This window comes from Pseudomonas sp. IT-P171 (genome assembly GCF_949767765.1).
GTDB classification, from domain to species: domain Bacteria; phylum Pseudomonadota; class Gammaproteobacteria; order Pseudomonadales; family Pseudomonadaceae; genus Aquipseudomonas; species Aquipseudomonas fluorescens_B.
The window spans coordinates 174,580-191,879 of record NZ_CATKQN010000004.1 but is presented as its reverse complement, the minus strand read 5'-3'; the positions used below and the strand labels follow the sequence as shown (position 1 = coordinate 191,879).

Annotated in this window: 19 protein-coding genes; 11 read left to right on the top strand and 8 right to left on the bottom strand. The window is 60.2% G+C overall.

What is annotated here, in order from left to right; translation table 11 throughout:
- From ACM6I5_RS04110 to ACM6I5_RS04100, 3 genes are all read left to right on the top strand, one after another.
- On the top strand, window positions 1–194 hold a 194-nt coding region (locus ACM6I5_RS04110), incomplete at its 5' end, for a hypothetical protein (RefSeq protein WP_414883245.1).
- A 110-nt stretch (window positions 195–304) separates the two neighbouring features.
- Window positions 305–499, top strand: coding sequence for a hypothetical protein (locus ACM6I5_RS04105; protein WP_017339884.1), 195 nt, complete (start codon window positions 305–307; stop codon window positions 497–499).
- Window positions 500–611: 112 nt separating this feature from the next.
- Window positions 612–794: a hypothetical protein gene (locus ACM6I5_RS04100; protein ID WP_017339885.1), complete on the top strand. Its 183-nt coding sequence runs from the start codon at window positions 612–614 to the stop codon at window positions 792–794.
- Here the strand turns inward: ACM6I5_RS04100 and ACM6I5_RS04095 are convergent.
- Window positions 791–1,852 (bottom strand): AI-2E family transporter, encoded by a 1,062-nt coding sequence (locus ACM6I5_RS04095; RefSeq protein WP_017339886.1) that lies wholly within the window; start codon window positions 1,850–1,852, stop codon window positions 791–793. The genes ACM6I5_RS04100 and ACM6I5_RS04095 overlap by 4 nt on opposite strands.
- A gap of 163 nt (window positions 1,853–2,015) precedes the next feature.
- Here ACM6I5_RS04095 and yegQ point away from each other — a divergent pair, with 163 nt between their 5' ends.
- Window positions 2,016–3,341 (top strand): tRNA 5-hydroxyuridine modification protein YegQ, encoded by a 1,326-nt coding sequence (yegQ, locus tag ACM6I5_RS04090; RefSeq protein ID WP_017339887.1) that lies wholly within the window; start codon window positions 2,016–2,018, stop codon window positions 3,339–3,341.
- A gap of 174 nt (window positions 3,342–3,515) precedes the next feature.
- On the opposite strand, the gene ACM6I5_RS04085 is transcribed toward yegQ, so the two are convergent.
- On the bottom strand, window positions 3,516–4,379 hold the full coding sequence (locus tag ACM6I5_RS04085; RefSeq protein WP_414877977.1) for a LysR substrate-binding domain-containing protein: 864 nt from the start codon (window positions 4,377–4,379) through the stop codon (window positions 3,516–3,518).
- A 96-nt stretch (window positions 4,380–4,475) separates the two neighbouring features.
- On the opposite strand from ACM6I5_RS04085, the gene ACM6I5_RS04080 reads away from it, so the two are divergent.
- Window positions 4,476–5,381, top strand: a complete 906-nt coding sequence (locus ACM6I5_RS04080; RefSeq protein ID WP_414883244.1) for a DMT family transporter — start codon at window positions 4,476–4,478, stop codon at window positions 5,379–5,381.
- Between the two features lie 165 nt (window positions 5,382–5,546).
- Here ACM6I5_RS04080 and ACM6I5_RS04075 read toward each other — a convergent pair whose 3' ends face one another.
- Both ACM6I5_RS04075 and ACM6I5_RS04070 read right to left on the bottom strand, forming a co-directional pair.
- Complete coding sequence (locus ACM6I5_RS04075) at window positions 5,547–5,708, bottom strand: hypothetical protein (RefSeq protein WP_017339890.1); 162 nt, start codon at window positions 5,706–5,708, stop codon at window positions 5,547–5,549.
- A gap of 89 nt (window positions 5,709–5,797) precedes the next feature.
- The gene (locus tag ACM6I5_RS04070; protein ID WP_414883243.1) at window positions 5,798–6,514 is read right to left on the bottom strand and encodes a FadR/GntR family transcriptional regulator; all 717 of its coding nucleotides are present in this window, start codon (window positions 6,512–6,514) and stop codon (window positions 5,798–5,800) included.
- Between the two features lie 280 nt (window positions 6,515–6,794).
- Between ACM6I5_RS04070 and ACM6I5_RS04065 the strand changes: the two genes are divergently transcribed.
- Window positions 6,795–8,141, top strand: coding sequence for an MFS transporter (locus ACM6I5_RS04065; protein WP_414883242.1), 1,347 nt, complete (start codon window positions 6,795–6,797; stop codon window positions 8,139–8,141).
- Between the two features lie 24 nt (window positions 8,142–8,165).
- Entirely contained in the window at window positions 8,166–9,509 is a 1,344-nt protein-coding gene (gene gudD, locus ACM6I5_RS04060; RefSeq protein WP_414883241.1) for a glucarate dehydratase, read from the top strand.
- Between the two features lie 36 nt (window positions 9,510–9,545).
- On the opposite strand, the gene ACM6I5_RS04055 is transcribed toward gudD, so the two are convergent.
- Window positions 9,546–10,427: a LysR substrate-binding domain-containing protein gene (locus tag ACM6I5_RS04055; protein WP_017339894.1), complete on the bottom strand. Its 882-nt coding sequence runs from the start codon at window positions 10,425–10,427 to the stop codon at window positions 9,546–9,548.
- A gap of 160 nt (window positions 10,428–10,587) precedes the next feature.
- On the opposite strand from ACM6I5_RS04055, the gene ampC reads away from it, so the two are divergent.
- Entirely contained in the window at window positions 10,588–11,754 is a 1,167-nt protein-coding gene (ampC, locus tag ACM6I5_RS04050) for a class C beta-lactamase (RefSeq protein ID WP_414883240.1), read from the top strand.
- 78 nt (window positions 11,755–11,832) lie between these two features.
- Here the strand turns inward: ampC and ACM6I5_RS04045 are convergent, their stop codons facing one another.
- Window positions 11,833–12,384 (bottom strand): DUF4174 domain-containing protein, encoded by a 552-nt coding sequence (locus ACM6I5_RS04045; protein ID WP_017339896.1) that lies wholly within the window; start codon window positions 12,382–12,384, stop codon window positions 11,833–11,835.
- Window positions 12,385–12,561: 177 nt separating this feature from the next.
- Here ACM6I5_RS04045 and ACM6I5_RS04040 point away from each other — a divergent pair, with 177 nt between their 5' ends.
- Window positions 12,562–12,930: a VOC family protein gene (locus ACM6I5_RS04040; RefSeq protein ID WP_017339897.1), complete on the top strand. Its 369-nt coding sequence runs from the start codon at window positions 12,562–12,564 to the stop codon at window positions 12,928–12,930.
- An 18-nt stretch (window positions 12,931–12,948) separates the two neighbouring features.
- On the opposite strand, the gene ACM6I5_RS04035 is transcribed toward ACM6I5_RS04040, so the two are convergent.
- Both ACM6I5_RS04035 and ACM6I5_RS04030 read right to left on the bottom strand, forming a co-directional pair.
- Window positions 12,949–13,734 carry a sulfite exporter TauE/SafE family protein gene (locus ACM6I5_RS04035; protein WP_017339898.1) on the bottom strand — a complete coding sequence of 262 codons (786 nt, stop codon included), beginning with the start codon at window positions 13,732–13,734 and terminating at the stop codon, window positions 12,949–12,951.
- 225 nt (window positions 13,735–13,959) lie between these two features.
- Window positions 13,960–14,709 carry a hypothetical protein gene (locus ACM6I5_RS04030; RefSeq protein WP_414883239.1) on the bottom strand — a complete coding sequence of 250 codons (750 nt, stop codon included), beginning with the start codon at window positions 14,707–14,709 and terminating at the stop codon, window positions 13,960–13,962.
- Window positions 14,710–14,945: 236 nt separating this feature from the next.
- Here ACM6I5_RS04030 and ACM6I5_RS04025 point away from each other — a divergent pair, with 236 nt between their 5' ends.
- On the top strand, window positions 14,946–16,094 hold the full coding sequence (locus ACM6I5_RS04025; protein ID WP_414883238.1) for an aldose epimerase family protein: 1,149 nt from the start codon (window positions 14,946–14,948) through the stop codon (window positions 16,092–16,094).
- 360 nt (window positions 16,095–16,454) lie between these two features.
- Entirely contained in the window at window positions 16,455–17,276 is an 822-nt protein-coding gene (locus ACM6I5_RS04020; RefSeq protein ID WP_414877987.1) for an aldo/keto reductase, read from the top strand.
- Window positions 17,277–17,300: the final 24 nt, after the last annotated feature.

The window sequence follows — 17,300 nt, the reverse complement described above, 5'->3', positions numbered from 1 at the left end:
TTGGGGCCGCTACGCAGCCCAGCGCGAGCAAGCTCGCTCGCCACAAAGGTATGCACGATTCAAGAGCGCGCTTAAATGAACAGCATTGCTTTCATAGCGGGGCTTTTTTATGCCCGTTCGTCGGCGAAGGTCTGAAAAAATCTCGCCAAGGTCGCTATCGGGACAGTCCCGCCGGTTCAAGCGGGCAAGATTGACTTGAGCGCCCTTTCCCCGCGCAGGGGAACCGGTCATGTTTATGTCATGTCAGGTCCGCAAGCTTGGATCTGTCCGTCAACAACAGGTTGATAACAACAAGGACGACCTCATGCCCACGCAAAATCCGCACCGCGATATCAGCTTGTGCACTTCCAGCAAGGTGTACAACACCCTGACCGAACTCAAGCACCTGGAAGGCCATCGCAGCGCCAAGTTCTTATCGTTGCTGACCGAAAACCTGGTGCGCAAAGGCCTGCTTAACGAGCACGAAGTGGTCCACATGCTGGATCTGGTGGTCGACTGACGGACAGACGGTCGTTTGGGACCGCTAACGTCAATGACGACTATCGAAAGCGTTGATTTCTCGTTCAAGCGCAAGATCCGTAAGGTAGCTCCATAGATTGATGGAGGTACTTATGTCCCAGGTTCAGATCATGTCCGTTATCGGCAGCGCCGTTCCCGCCCCGCTCAGAGAGCTGGGATTGCTCGCCTGTTGGTATCTGGTGCAGGACGGCGAAGCGATCAGCGGTCCGCTCACCTCGCTTAACGCCGCCAAGGCCCTGTCGCAGAGCCTCGACACCGGTCGACTCAGCGCCTAAGGCAGCTGTACCCGCGGTTTGGTTTCGATGAAAATCGCCCAGCTCGACATGAACAGTGCCGCGATCAGGGGCCCGATGACAAAGCCGTTGAGCCCGAAAATCGCCAGGCCGCCCAAGGTCGAGATGAGAATCAGATAGTCCGGCATCTTGGTGTCCTTGCCCACCAGGATCGGTCGCAGCACATTGTCCACCAGGCCGATCACGAACACGCCGAACAGCCCCAGCACCACGCCCTGCCAGATCGCTCCGGAGAACAGGAAAAACGCCGCCACCGGCGCCCAGACAATCCCCGCGCCCACCGCTGGCAACAGCGATAGAAACGCCATCAACACCGCCCAGAGCAAAGCGCTCGGGATGTCGAGAAACCAGAAAATCAAACCGCCCAAGGCGCCCTGCGTAATGGCCACCAGCAGGTTGCCTTTCACCGTGGCGCGCACCACGCGGTTGAACTTGAGTTGCAAGCGGCGTTTCTGGTGTTCCTCCAGCGGCACAGCTGCGCGAACCTTGCGTGCAAGCTCTGCGCCGTCGCGCAAAAAGAAGAACAGCAAGTAGAGCATGATGAAAAAACCCACCACGAAATCAAACGTACCCTGCCCGAAACTGAACACCTGCGTGGCGACAAACTCGTTGCCCGTCACCGCACTCTTGATGATTTTTTCCCGCAGCCCGTCCAGCTCACCGACCCCGGCCCGATCGAGCAAGTGCTGAAAGTACGGCGGCAGGCTGTGTTTGAAATGCGTCACGTACCCCGCGATGTCCAGCTCGCCGCTTTCGATGCTTTTGTACAGCGTGGCCCCCTCTTGCACCAGCAGGATACTGAGGATGATCACCGGCAGAATAGCGATGATCAGGCAGATGCTCAGGGTGAGCAGCGACGTCACGTTGCGTTGCCAGCCAAACTTCAGTTGCAGGCGACGCTGCAGCGGTGCGAAGAGGATGCCGAGGATCACCGCCCAGAACACCGCGCCGTAGAACGGCAGCAGAATCCAGATAAACGCCGCCGTCACCAGCCCAAGCAGAATCACCAGTGATTTGTTTTTTACCGTCTCTTCGTTCATGTCCGATCCATGTCAGTCCGCAGGGACGCAATGTCGCGTCCTGATGCTTAGTCCGCCACGGTTCGCGCGAGTGCCATCCGCTTGTTCATCAAGCATAGATCCAGATCAATGAAACCTGTGGGCAAGCCGATTACCCTCGCGGTCTTTTGCGATCGACCCGCCCATGACCCTCGCCACGCCTGAACTGCTCGCCCCCGCCGGCACCCTGAAAAACATGCGATACGCCTTCGCCTATGGTGCCGATGCGGTGTACGCCGGCCAGCCGCGCTACAGCCTGCGAGTGCGCAACAACGAATTCGATCATGCCAACCTCGCGCTCGGCATTCGCGAAGCCCAGGCCCAGGGCAAGCGTTTCTACGTGGTGGTGAACATCGCCCCGCACAACGCCAAGCTCAAAACCTTTCTCAAGGACCTGCAACCGGTGATCGCCATGGCACCGGACGCGCTGATCATGTCCGACCCCGGCCTGATCATGCTGGTGCGCCGGCACTTCCCGCAGATGCCGATTCACCTGTCAGTGCAGGCCAACACGGTGAACTGGGCGAGCGTCGAGTTCTGGCAGCAACAAGGCTTGAGCCGGATCATCCTGTCGCGTGAGCTGTCTCTGGAAGAAATCGCCGAAATCCGCCAGCAAGTGCCCGCCATGGAACTCGAAGTGTTCGTTCACGGCGCACTGTGCATGGCCTATTCCGGACGCTGCCTGCTGTCGGGCTACATGAACAAACGCGATGCCAATCAGGGCAGTTGCACCAACGCCTGTCGCTGGAAGTACACCGCGCAAGAAGCCACGGAAAACCAGCTCGGCGAAATCGTGCAGACGTTCCAGCCCGAACCGACGCTGGGGATTGGCGCACCCACCGATCAGGTGTTCCTGTTGCAGGAAGCCAATCGTCCGGACGAACTGATGCCGGCGTTCGAGGACGAACACGGCACCTACATCATGAATGCCAAGGACCTGCGCGCCGTGCAGCATGTCGAGCGTCTGACGCAGATGGGCGTGCACTCATTGAAAATCGAAGGCCGGACCAAATCCCATTTCTATTGCGCGCGGACCACTCAGGTGTATCGCCGGGCAATCGACGATGCGGTGGCCGGTCGTGAGTTTGACCGCGGCCTGATGACCGATCTGGAATCCCTCGCCCAGCGCGGTTACACCGAAGGTTTTCTGCGTCGCCATGTGCATGACGAATACCAGAACTATCAGCATGGCAGCTCGGTGTCGGAACGGCAGCAGTTTGTCGGTGAGCTGACCGGCGAGCGGCGTGACCGCTTGGCGGAGGTCAAGGTGAAGAACCGGTTTGGCCTGGGCGACCACATGGAACTGATGACGCCCAAGGGCAACTTCCACTTCGATCTGCATCAGCTGCAGAACGTCAAAGGCGAGGCCATCGACGTGGCGCCGGGGGACGGGCACACGGTGTACCTGCCGATTCCGGATGCGGTGGATTTGCGGTTCGGGTTGTTGATGCGGGATGTGGGTATGAAGTAGCCCGGTAGTCCAGATAAAACCTGTGGCGACGGCGCTTGCTCCCGCTCGAGCGCGAAGCGTTCGCCAAGGGTGATCAGTGCTCAACCTGAAGAAATCCATGTTCTGGTTTGGGGGTACTTCGCACCCAGCGGGAGCAAGCGTCCTCGCCACAAAGTCCCCTGTTTCACATGTCGTCTACGCGAACTCCTCCCGCAACATCGCCACAAACGCCTCTCGCGCCGGGTGCACCCCGGCGTTTTCGTGCCAGTAAAACAGGTTGTCGATGGCCGTCAGCTCAGGGAATTCGTACCCCGCGCACCCGGCGCCCTTGGCGTATTGATCGAACACACCTTTGGGCACCAGCGCGACACCCGCCCCTGCGCTGACGCAACCGACAATCGCGCCATAACTGGCCAGGCTAACAATCGGCAGCGCCTGCCCCTGACGCAACAACCAATGCTCCAGCGCCGCGCGGTATGGGCAGCCCTGCGGCCACATGAACACGGTTTTGTCCTGCAAATCGGCAATGTCACGCACCGGTCCCAGGGACGTCGAGGCGATCAGCAGCAGCTCCTCGCGGTACATCGGCGTGCGTTTGAGGTGCGCACGCTCGACGTCCACCGCGACAATCGCACCGTCGAGCCGGTGGCTGACGGTGTCATCAAGCAATTGGCCCCAGGTGCCGGTGGTCAGTTCCAGCGCCACCGCCGGGTAGCGCTTGTGAAACTTGGCGAGCAAGCGCGGCAAGCGCCCGGTGGCCGAGGATTCGATGGCGCCGATGCGCAGCGGGCCAGAGGGCTCGGCCGCGGGGTCGACCGCGCGTTTGGCCTCCGCCGTGAGCGCGAGAATCTTCGAGGCATAGGCCAGAAACGTCTGTCCCGACGGGCTGATGCGCAATCCCCGGCCTTCCCGTAGAAACAGCGCGACGCCCAACTCCGCCTCCAGCGCCTTGATCCGCGCCGTGATGTTCGACGGCACGCAATGCAGCAACTCGGCCGCACGGGCGATGCTGCCGACGTCGGCAACGGTCTTGAACATGCGAATCTGCGCGAGCTCCATACATCACCCAAAGTGAACAGTTGGCGCAGTATAAGTCAGTTGTGGCGAATGGTTAGAGTTCTGATACTCGATGCATCTGTCCACAGGTGCTCGACCATGCAAACGCACACTCATCCTTCGCCCTTCAAAATCATTCTGGCCATGGCGTTTGTCGTGGCCTGCTGGGGTTATTCCCCGACCGGCATTCACATCGGCCTGCAAGCCTATGACCCAGGGCATCTGGCGCTGCTGCGGTTCCTGGTGGCGTCTGTGTTCATGGCGCTGGTCGCGCTGGTCAACGGCATCAGCCTGCCCAACCTGCGTGATTTGCCGCTGCTGTTCGGCCTCGGTTTTTTTGCCGTGAGCCTGCATCACGTGGCGATCAATTTCGGCCAGCAAGGTGTCAGCGCCGGCGCGTCCAGCGTGCTGGCGCAAACAACGCCACTGTTCAGCACGCTGCTGGCGCGTTTCGTGTTCAAGGACCACGTGAGCGCCTGGCGTTGGGGTTGTGTTTTTCTGGGGCTGGTCGGCGTAGTGATCGTGGTCGCCGGGGATCGCGGGGTGGGCAGCATCGACGCCCACGGCTTGTTGATCCTGCTGGCGGCGGTGTCCTGGAGCTTTTACTTCGCGTTGCAGAAACACCACTCCGGGCGCTACGACGGACTGACGCTGGTTTGCTACACGGTGTGGTCGGGAACGGCGTTGTTGCTGGTGTACCTGCCGGGGTTGACGGCGCAAGTGGTCAACGCACCGATGCATGTACAACTGGCGGTGATGGCGCTTGGGGTGTTTCCAAGTGCGCTCGCGTACCTGGCCTGGGCGTTTGTGTTGGCTCACGTTGATTTGAGCCGGGCGACGATGACCTTGTATCTAGTGCCGCCGACGGCGATGGCGATGGCCTCGTTTGCGCTGGGCGAGCGGCCGACGTTGATGATTGTCGTGGGGGGCATCGTGGTGTTGGTGAGTGTGTTGGCGTTGAATCTGGAGCGGCGGTGGGTGGTGATTCGGGTGGCGGAGGTTTGATTGGGGATTTGTGGTGATGCGTCTGGCGTTATCGCGAGCAGGCTCGCTCCCACATTGACCTCACCAACACTGAAGATCCCCTGTGGGAGCGAGCCTGCTCGCGATGAACGATGACGCGGCCAACCGGCCATGCACAAAAAACCCGGCACACTGGCCGGGTTCTGTTCATCGCCTGTCATCGGACAGCGGCGTGGGTTCATCCGGCGGAGGCACGTCCTCCTCCGCGGCGGGGTCCATCCAGTCTTCAGGTCGGTCAGGCTCTGCGGCGGCCGGGTCCCGCGCAGGGTCCATGCCAGGTGGAGCATCGTGATCCATTGGGTTAGCCATGGCGCACCTCATTGGTGAGGTCCAGCAAATCTGGGCCGTATTCGTTGGAAACAAGCGCGCGAACGGCGTGCTATCGAATAGACAGACGGCTAGTCGCGATCCGCCAAAAACCGGTCCCGACTGTTGGTCAGGTGCAGCCACATGGCCGCCCGCGCCGCGTCCGCGTCCTGGCGTTTGATGGCGTTGAGAATCGCCTCGTGCTCAAGGTTGGCAAGGTGCCCGAGCTTGCTCAAATCCGCCGCGCCACGCTCGGCGGCATTGACCCGGGTCCGGGGAATCATGGCGCTGCCCAGGTGCTGCATGATTTCGGTGAAGCAGACGTTGCCGGTGGCTTCCGCGATCAGCAGGTGAAAACGCTTGTCGGCTTCGACGCAGCTGTCGTTGTTGGCGAGCAGGCTTTGATAGTCATCCAGCGCTTCGCGCATTTGCGCCAGTTGCTGATCCGTGCGACGCATGGCCGCCAACGCGGCGGCCTGGGTTTCGAGGCCCATGCGCAACTCCAGAATGCTGCGCACCCCCAGCGCCGTATCGACATTCAGTCGCAGCCCCTGCTCCGGCGCGCGTTCGATCACGAACGTGCCGATGCCGTGCCGGGTTTCCACCAGGCCGGACGCCTGCAATTTCGAGATCGCCTCGCGTACCACCGTGCGACTGACGCCGTGCTCCAGAACGATCGTGTTCTCCGAGGGAAGTTTGTCCCCCGGCAACATCCGGCCCAGCAGAATGCTCTGGGTCAGTTTCGCGACCAGGTCGTGGGCCAGGTTGTGAGTGCGCTTGCGGGCAGGCGCGTCGAGGTCTTCTTGCATGGCGGTCATCCGAGAGCAGAGCTGACGGAATCGTAGCACCGCGATCAAGTGAAAGCCTCAAAAAACGCCGCCCTACTTGTATGACAACACTCAACAACGGCAGCAAATCCAGTTCAAAAAGACCGGCTCACAACCAGCCACCAGCACACAAATTTCGATATATCAGCCATTTTATTGGACATTACAGCTTGCAGAATAAAAAAACGCAGTTGTATGATGTCTAGCAACAACGCAGCACCCGCAACACCCCGCATAAAAATAATCAGTGGGAGAAAACCAAGTGAATACATCCATCTCCGGGATGCACGACGGCGCCGATTCGGTCCTGAAATCCGCCATCTCGAAAGTGAAACGCCACGTTCTGCCGCTGTTCGTCATCATGTTCATCGTCAACTACATCGACCGCGTGAACATCGGCTTCGTCCGCGCCCACATGGAACACGACCTGGGCATCGGCGCCGCCGCCTACGGCCTCGGTGCCGGTCTGTTCTTCATCGGTTACGCGCTGTTCGAAGTCCCCTCCAACATCCTCCTGCAAAAAGTCGGCGCGCGAATCTGGCTGACCCGCATCATGCTGACCTGGGGCCTGGTGGCCGCATGCATGGCCTTCATCCAGAACGAAACCCACTTCTATATCCTGCGATTCCTGCTGGGCGTGGCTGAAGCCGGGTTCTTCCCGGGAGTGATTTATTACTTCACGCGCTGGTTGCCGGGGGTGGACCGCGGCAAGGCCATTGCGATTTTCCTCAGCGGCTCGGCGATCGCTTCGCTGATCTCCGGCCCGTTGTCCGGGTTGCTCCTGCAGATCAGCGGGTTCGGGATGCACGGCTGGCAATGGATGTATTTCATTGAAGGCATGTTCTCGGTCGGGCTGTGCGTGTTCGTCTGGTTCTGGCTCGACTCCAAACCCCACGACGCCAAATGGCTCAGCCGCGAAGAACAGGACGCACTGGTCAAGGCCATCGACGACGAACAACTGGCCCGCGAAGCCGCGACGCCGATCAAACCGTCGCTGGGCAAGTTGCTCAAGGATCGCCAGATCATCCTGTTCTGCCTGATTTATTTCTTCATTCAGCTGACCATCTACGCCGCGACCTTCTGGCTGCCAAGCATCATCAAGAAGATGGGCGACCTCAGCGACATTCAGGTCGGGCTGTTCAACTCGATCCCGTGGCTGCTGTCGATCGTCGGCATGTACGCCTTCGCGTCGCTGTCCGCGAAATGGAAACACCAGCAAGCCTGGGTGGCCGCTGCCCTGCTGATCGCGGCGGCCGGCATGTTCATGTCCACCACCGGCGGGCCGGTCTTTGCCTTCGTGGCGATCTGCTTCGCAGCACTGGGCTTCAAATCCGCTTCGTCACTGTTCTGGCCGATTCCCCAGGCGTACCTCGATGCACGGATCGCCGCAGGCGTCATCGCGCTGATCAATTCGGTGGGCAACCTCGGCGGCTTCGTTGCACCGACTACGTTCGGCCTGCTGGAAGAACACACCGGCTCGATTCAGGGCGGGCTGTATGGCCTGGCCGCCACCTCGATCATTGCCGCGATCATCGTCTTCTCCGCACGGAACACACCGAAAACCGTACCTGCCGTTGCCTTGGACGAAACCGCGCCCCACCGCGCCTGAACATTGCTTTTTAAGGACAAGAAAATGAATCCACAAGACACCGCAAAAGCCCCGATCATCACCAGCATGCAAGTGGTTCCGGTGGCGGGTCACGACGGTATGCTGCTCAATCTGAGCGGCGCCCATGGTCCGTTTTTCACCCGCAATATCGTGATCCTCAAGGACAACGCCGGCCACACCGGCGTCGGCGAAGTGCCCGGTGGCGAGCGTATTCGCCAGACACTGGAAGATGCGCGCAGCCTGGTGGTCGGCAGCCCGATCGGCACGTACCAGAAGATCCTCAATCAGGTGCGCCAGACCTTCGCCGATCGCGATGCCGGTGGCCGCGGCTTGCAGACGTTCGACCTGCGCATCACCATCCATGCTGTCACCGGACTGGAAGCGGCGTTGCTCGACTTGCTCGGTCAGCACCTGGACGTGCCGGTCGCCGCCCTGCTGGGTGAAGGCCAGCAGCGCGATGAAGTGAAGATGCTCGGCTATCTGTTTTATGTCGGTGATCGTCACCAGACTGACCTGGCCTATCGCAGCGAACCGGACGCGGACAACGACTGGTTCCGCGTACGTCACGAAAAAGCCATGACCGCTGACGCCGTAGTGCGCCAGGCCGAAGCCGCCCACGCCCGTTACGGCTTCAAGGATTTCAAACTCAAGGGCGGCGTGCTCAGTGGCGATGAAGAAATCGAAGCGGTCACCGCGCTGGCCGAACGCTTCCCCGAGGCGCGCATCACCCTCGATCCGAATGGCGCCTGGTCGCTGAAAGAAGCCATTCGCTTGTGCCGGGACCAGCATCATGTTCTGGCCTACGCCGAAGACCCGTGCGGTGCGGAAAACGGCTTTTCGGGCCGGGAAGTCATGGCTGAGTTCCGCCGCGCCACCGGCCTGAAAACCGCGACCAACATGATCGCCACCGACTGGCGGGAAATGGGTCACGCGATCCAGTTGCAATCGGTGGACATTCCGCTGGCCGACCCGCACTTCTGGACCATGCAAGGCTCGGTGCGCGTGGCGCAGATGTGCCACGAATGGGGCCTGACCTGGGGCTCGCATTCCAACAACCACTTCGATATTTCCCTGGCGATGTTCACGCATGTCGCGGCCGCCGCACCCGGCGACATCACCGCCATCGACACCCACTGGATCTGGCAGGACGGCCAACGCCTGACCAAAGCCCCGCTGCAAATCGTCGACGGTTGCGTGCAAGTGCCGAAGAAGCCGGGGCTCGGCGTCGAGCTGGACATGGACCAGTTGGCCAAGGCCCATGAACTGTACAAAGGCATGGGGCTGGGTGCGCGGGACGACAGCGTGGCGATGCAGTTCCTGATTCCGGGGTGGACATTTGATAACAAGCGGCCGTGCCTGGTGCGCTAGGCCCTTCGAAACCACCTCATTTTGTGGGGGCTGTGTTCACCCGTTTTGCTGTGCCGTTTGCAACAGCCAGCTCTTGAACGCCGCCATCGCCGACGTCTCGGCCCGCGACTGCAAGCGGGTCAGCCAGTAGCTGCCGGTGGTGATGCCGATGGCGAAGGGTTGCTCGATGGCGCCCGTTGCCAGCAGTCGGGCGAACATCAGCGGTGGTGCCAATGCCACGCCCATTCCTTGCAGTGCCGCCTCCATCATCGCCAGCGAGGAATCGAAGACGATGCTCCGGGGTGGCGCGGCATGGGCCGCAAGGCCGGTGGCCTGAAACCATTCGGGCCACTCATCCGTGCGATAGGAACGCAGCAGCGTTTGCTGCAACAGATCGGCCGGCGTGCGCAGTTGCCGGGCAATCTCGGGCACGCACAACACCGATAACGGCGCCTCGATCAAGCGCACCGCTTCAATCCCGTGCCACGCCCCCGCGCCAAAGCGAATCGCGTAATCCAGCCCTTCCGCCGCCACATCCACCCGATTGTTGTGGGTCGACAGGCGTACATCTATGAACGGATGTTTCGCCTGGAAGTCGGACAATCGCGGCAACAACCAGCCCACCGCAAACGTTCCCACCGCGCCCACCGTCAGCACTTCGCGAAAATGCCCGCCCTCGAAGCGCTCGAGGGTTTCGGCGATGCGGTCAAAGGACTCGCGCAGCACCGGCAACAACGTCTCCCCTTCACTGGTCAGCATCAGGCCGCGGGGCAAGCGTTTGAACAGCGTAACGTTGAGCTGGGCTTCCAGGCTTTTGACCTGGTGGCTCACCGCAGCCTGCGTGACGCACAACTCTACCGCCGCCCGTGTGAAACTCAGGTGGCGTGCCGAAGCCTCGAAAGCGCGTAGTGCGTTAAGCGGTAATTGCGGCCGAATCATGCCAACCCCTAATTTTTCTAATGGCTCATCTGAAATAACGTCGTTTGTCGATGGCCGGCAAAGTGACTAGATTTGGCACGCTCATTCGGCGCACCACTGTGCAAACCGCTCGCTGTGTAGCGGGCACACCTCTTGAAAACTCATGGACAGCGGCACACACATGCAGAACTTCAGACTCAGCAAGGTCTTATCCTACAGTGCTTTCAGCCTTTTCCTCGGCGCGGGCTACTGCGTTGCCGCAACCCCCACGGACCCGCAGATCGAAACGGCGGTCAAAAACGCCGTCGTTCCGGTCATGCAGCAACAGCACATTGCGGGGATGGCGATCGCCATCACCGTCAACGGCAAACCGCATTACTTTAACTACGGCGTGGCCTCGAAGGAAACCGGAACGGTTGTCACCCAAGACACCCTGTTCGAGATCGGTTCGGTGAGCAAAACCTTCACCGCCACCCTCGCCGCCTATGCCCAGGCCAGTGGCAAACTGTCCCTGTCCGACAAGGCCAGTCACCTCCTGCCGGCTTTACGCGGCAGTGCGTTCGATAACATCAGCGTGCTGCAACTGGGCACTTACACCGCCGGTGGCCTGCCGCTGCAATTCCCGAGCGATGCCGATGCGCCGGACAAGATGCTCGGCTATTTCAAACAGTGGAAACCGGTCTACGCGGCTGGCAGCCATCGGCAGTATTCGAACCCGAGCCTGGGGCTGTTCGGTTATCTTGCGGCCCACAGCATGGGCCAGCCGTTTGAGGCGCTGATGGAAAAAACCTTGCTGCCGAAACTCGGGTTGCAGCACACCTTCCTGAAGGTGCCGCCCACGCAAATGGCGCTTTACGCCCAGGGCTACAGCAAGGATGACAAGCCTGTGAGGGTTGAACCAGGCGCACTGGACTCAGAGGCGTATGGCGTGAAAACCAGCGCCTCGGACTTGCTCCGATACGTCGAAGCGAACATGAAGCCAACGGGCCTGGAAGCGCCGATGCAGCAGGCAATCGCCGCGACGCATACCGGCTACTACACAGTTGGCGACATGACTCAGGGCCTGGGCTGGGAGCGTTACACCTACCCGATCGCCCTCGACAAACTGCTTGCCGGCAACTCGTCGCAGATGGCGATGGAAGCGCACAAAGTCCAGTGGTTGAACCCGCCGCAACCGCAACCGGCCAATGCGCTGTTCAATAAAACCGGCTCAACCGGTGGCTTCGGTGCCTACGTGGCGTATGTGCCTTCGAAGGACATTGGCATCGTGATTCTGGCCAACAAAAACTACCCGAACCCGGAGCGGATCAAAATCGCCCATTCGATATTGAGCACACTCAGCCAATAACACCCCGGAACGGGTGCAAACGAAATGGGCGACCCCTTGAGGTCGCCCATTTTCGTTGGTGCGTGTCCATTCCTGTGTTCAATCGTCAGGCATCTCAGGTGGCTTGGCGGGCTTCGCCGGCTTGCCCGGTTTCGTTCCTTTCGCACCTTTGGCCGGTTCGGCTTCGGTGACCGGCGGCGTGGGCGTGGGCACCGTGGCTTCTTTTTCGGTCGGCGGCAATTGGTCGACGGTACTGAAGATCGCCTTCAGATCAACCGCATCCGATTGCTCGAGTTTCTTTTCGCCGTCCTTGCCGACCAGAATCACTTTGGTCTTTGCACCAGCGCCCAGCTTGAGCGAACGGATCAGTGCCGCCGTGTCTTGTGGTCCCAGGTCTTTGCCTTCGCGCTGGCCCATCAGGTTGAGCACGGTGTACAGGACCATATTCCGGTCGGTGAATTCTTTGCGATTGGCCGGCTCATCCAGCGACTTTTTCAGGCTGACCCACGTCGGATCGACCGTGCTCGGAGCGATGACAATCAATGGCCGGGACCTGCCCTTGTCAATGTCCAGCGGTGAGTCGCCATCGGCGGCGAGCAAGGGGCCGGCAATCGCCAGCAGGGTTGTCAGGGTCAATGACCTGATGAGCATGCGCATCTCCTTTTGATATCCACGCTCTAATGATTGCGCATCGCGGCGTTCGTTCCGGGTGACGCACCGCAATTGTGTCTCGCCTTGACCCAAGCTTAGGTCAGGGCGGTCATTGCGCAACAGGCTGAGCTAATCTCATGACTCGATACGCACCTGAACCGCCGTGAGGATCACACCATGAGCGCTCAGTTGAATCACACCATCGTCTGGTGCCAGAACAAACACATATCCGCGACGTTTCTCGTCGAGATTCTCGGCTTGCCGCCCCCCGAGCCCTTCGGGCCGATGCTGATCGTGAAACTCGATAACGGCGTGTCGCTGGACTACTACGACAATGATCCGCCGATAGCCTCCCAGCACTATGCGTTCCTGATCGGCGACGACGATTTCGATGCGGCCTTCGCGCGCCTGCAAGCCAGAAAACAACCCTGGTGGGCTGATCCAGGCAAGCAGCGCCCAAAAGAAATCAATGATTTTGCGGGAGGACGGCGCGTGTATTTCGATGACCCGGACGGGCATCTGCTGGAGATTTTCACCCGTGAATGACTGACGCCCGGACAACCATCAGAACGCCAGTTTGTAGCCGATCAACACCAGCATCGTGGCCAGGCAAGGACGCAGCACTTCATCGGAGATGCGGCCCGTCAGGTGACTGCCCAGGTAAATGCCCGGCAGTGAACCGATCAGCAAGAAGCCCAGTACATGCCAATCCATGTTGCCCATGCTGGCATGGCCAAGACCGGCGACCAGGGTCAGTGGCACGGCGTGGGCGATCTCCGTGCCGACCAGGCGGCGTGTCGGCAGCAGCGGATAGAGGATGAACAACGCCACGGTACCCAGCGCACCTGCGCCGATGGAGGTCAGGGCCACCATGGTGCCGAGGACGAGGCCGGTAATCACGGTCAGCACATTCAAGCGCTTGCCGCTTGGGTTGTACTCGCCGCCCGCGCGTTTGTGGGCGAAGTCGAGCAAGCGCTTCTTGAAGAAAATCGCCAGCGCCGTGGCAAACAGCACAAAGCCCAGCGCCTGTTTGATGACGGCGTTCATCGCGTCGGGGGAAGTTTGCAAACTGCTGAGGAACCACAGCGTCAGCGCCACCGCCGGCACACTGCCGAGGGTCAGCCAACCGGTAATCGCCCAGTCGATGTTCTTGTTCTTGCGGTGCACCAGCACACCACTGGACTTGGTGATCGCGGCGTACAAAAGGTCCGTGCCCACCGCGGTGGCAGGATTGATCCCGAACCACAGCAGGATCGGCGTCATCAACGAGCCGCCGCCCACGCCGGTCATGCCGACGATGAAGCCCACCACCAAACCTGCAACCACCAACCCGAAGTTAACGAATTCCATTAACACGCCCACTGAAAACGCACGAGAAATCTGGCCCGCAGCATAGCGATTTTTCTTATAACCACTTATATCGATAAGGACTATCGTTATGCCTTCCCCAATGGGTAGCGAGCCTTTGTGGCGAGGGAGCTTGCTCCCGCTGGGCTGCGTAGCGGCCCCTTTTGTGAGTGCTGCGCACTCAAGCGGAAGCAAGCTCCCTCGCCACAAAGGGGTTACACATCAGGATCACTGCACAGGCAGGAAATTGAGGAACAGCAGACTCTGCGCGTAATTCAGGCCGATCCGTCGGTAGCGTTCGTCCAGCATCTGGGTCAGCAGGTCCAGGCGCGCGACGATCTTGCCGAACTCCACGGCGAAACTCAGGTTGCTGCCCTCCTCCGAGATTTCGTTGGAGAACAGCAAGGGTTCGCCGTTTTTGTTCTGCCGCTGACTGAGGATCCAGGTGGCTTTCTCGATGTTACGCGCGGCGTTGTTGACGAAGGTCGGGTTGATCGCATCGGTCATGTAGAACTCCAGCCGGTTGCCGTGCGCGGTGACCAGCATACTGCCGATGGCATAGATGAAGGCACCGACCCGGTCGCCGAGGAACTCCGGACTCATGGCGTAACTCAGCGCCGCCAGATCTTTCTTGCCTCCCAGGGTCGGCAGCGGCTGTTGTTGCTCAATGGCCATGCGCACCTGTTTGCCGGCGATGCGGGCGTCGAGGAATCCGGACTTCTTCAGCTCCTGCGGGTTGCGCAGGTAGAGCTTGCCCATCAGCAGGTAGAGGCTGTCGAGGTTGTCGCGCATCGCCAGGGTGGCCATGCGGTCGACGCTGGTCTGGAGGAATTCCTGGGGCCGGCCTTCGCGAAACTGGCTGACGATGTCGCGGCCCTGCTGCTGGCTGCAACCGGTCGTGATGAGCATCGACAACACGGCGAGCAGCAGACAATGGCGGCGGATGTGCTCAGCGGTGAGGGGTAAAACTCGGGCCATGGGCGCTTGAACTTGGCATGGGCCGGCGGGGGGGATCGCCGCGGGCTGACCAAAGATAGAGCCGTGGATGTCGAAAAAGTGCAGTGCCTGCAGTCCACAAAGATGAGCGACAAGCTAATTAGTCTGACTTTATTCAGACGCAATCGTAAATATCGACTATAAATCCTTCCTGATCGATTTATTGATCAACAACTAGTATGACTACTTCATAAAAAACAAAAACAGGAAGGTCAACCATGCTTCTATCCCGGTACCCACTTTGCGGCCTCGGAGTGTCCCTGATGATCGCCACCCTCACCTCCCAGGCCGCCGGCCTGTCCAGCGAACACAAAGCCTTCGGCAAAACCAATGACGGTACGCCCGTCGAGCAATATGTGCTGCGCAACAGCCACGGCATGCAAGCCACTGTCATCACCTATGGCGCGACGCTGCAGGCGCTCGAAGTGGCGGATAAAAACGGCAAGTTCGAGGACGTGGTGCTCGGCTTCGACGATGTCCAGGGTTATCAGAAAGGCACCGCCTACTTTGGCGCGACCATCGGCCGCTTCGGCAATCGCCTGGCCAACGGCGCGTTCGAACTCGACGGCAAGCGCTTTCAGGTGCCGCTCAATGACGGCACGAATTCGCTGCACGGCGGGCCGCTGGGTTTTGACAAACATGTGTGGAAAGCCGAACCGGCCAAAGGCAAGGACTCGGTTGGCGTGACACTGACGTACCTGTCGGCGGACGGCGAGATGGGTTTCCCCGGCAACCTGAAAACCGAGGTCACTTACAGCCTCAATGACAAAAACGAGCTTCGCATCGAGTACAAGGCATCCACCGACAAACCCACGGTGTTGAACCTGACCAACCACAGCTACTTCAACCTGGCTGGCGCGGGTAATGGCGACGTGTTGCAACAGGTCGCGACGTTGTATGCGAGCCATTACACACCGGTCAACGGCACGTTGATCCCTACCGGCGAAATCGCGCCAGTGGCTGGCACGCCGATGGACTTCACCCACCCCACTGCAATCGGCAAAAACATCAAGGCCGATCATCCGCAGTTGAAATTCGCTGAACCGAAACACGGTGGCTTTGATTTCAACTGGGTGCTGGACGCCAAGGGTGACCAGGGCAAACTTGCCGCCGACGTCAGCGATCCGCAGTCCGGGCGCCGCTTGCAGCTCTACACCACTGAGCCTGGCGTGCAGTTCTATACCAGCAACTTTCTCGACGGTTCAGTCAAGGGCAAAGCCGGCAAGACGTACGCGCACTGGAGTGCATTTACCCTGGAGACCCAGCATTATCCGGATGCGCCGAATCAGCCGAACTTCCCCTCTACGCGGCTGGATCCGGGCAAGACGTATACCCAGAGCACTGTGTTGAAATTTTCAGCTCATTAAAATACCGAACGCCGGTTCAGTCGGGTTTGGTGTCGGAGCGTTTGGGGTATCTGCGTCTCTGCGGTAACGGCTGACAGGGGTTTCCCCCCCTGCGGCGGGCTACGTGGAGAAACACAACGCCGCCCGGCACCCGGAAACCGGGTGCACCGGCAATTTTGGCGAACCCGGTGTTCGGGTATGACACCGGTCAACTGGAGCTGGCTTGCCGGCTCCTACAAGGGAAGTACGCCCCGCCGCAATTAAGGAGAACGCGGATAGCAAAAGAGCCAGGCCGGCCGGCAGGCCGTCTCGGCAACGAACGGAACCCATGGGCTATTCTGCTGCCAACCTAAGTATCCATCGAATACACAGGAGGTTTGCATGCGGACCCTGGAACTGGCCGGCATCCACGTACCCGTCATCGGCCAAGGCACCTGGCGCATGGGCGAGGATCCCGCTCGATACCGCGAAGAAGTCGCCGCGCTGCGCCTGGGCATCGAGTTGGGCATGACCCTGATCGACACCGCTGAAATGTATGCCGAAGGTGGCGCCGAAGAGGTGGTGGGCGAAGCGATTGCCGGCAGGCGCGACGAGGTGTTTCTTGTCAGCAAGGTCTATCCGCACAACGCCAGCCGCAAAGGCATTCCGCAGGCCTGCGAGCGTAGCTTGCGCCGCTTGAACACTGACTACATCGACTTGTACCTGTTGCACTGGCGCGGCCAGTATCCGCTTGAAGAAACCGTCGAAGCCTTCGAGCGCCTGCGCGAAGACGGCAAGATCGGTCGGTGGGGCGTGTCCAATTTCGATGTGGATGACCTTCAGGAACTGGCCTCCCCGGCGTGCGCCACCAATCAAGTGCTCTACAACCTGGAGGAACGAGGCATAGAATTTGATTTACTGCCGTGGTGCCAGCGGCATCGGCAGCCATTGATGGCGTACTGCCCCATCGGCCAGGGCGGGAAGCTGCTGACCCACCCGACGCTCAATCAGGTGGCCGCTCGTCACAGTGTGGCGCCGGCACAGATAGCGCTGGCATGGATTCTGCGACAGGAGGGTGTGATCGCCATTCCCAAAGCGGTTCTGCCTGAACACGTGCATTTGAATGCGCAAGCCGCGCAATTACGGCTTGAGGCCGGGGATCTGGAGGCGCTGGACCAAGCGTTTCGCGCGCCACAACGCAAACAGCGACTGGCCATGGTCTGAGCCAGCGCGGTGTTGTCAGAGGGC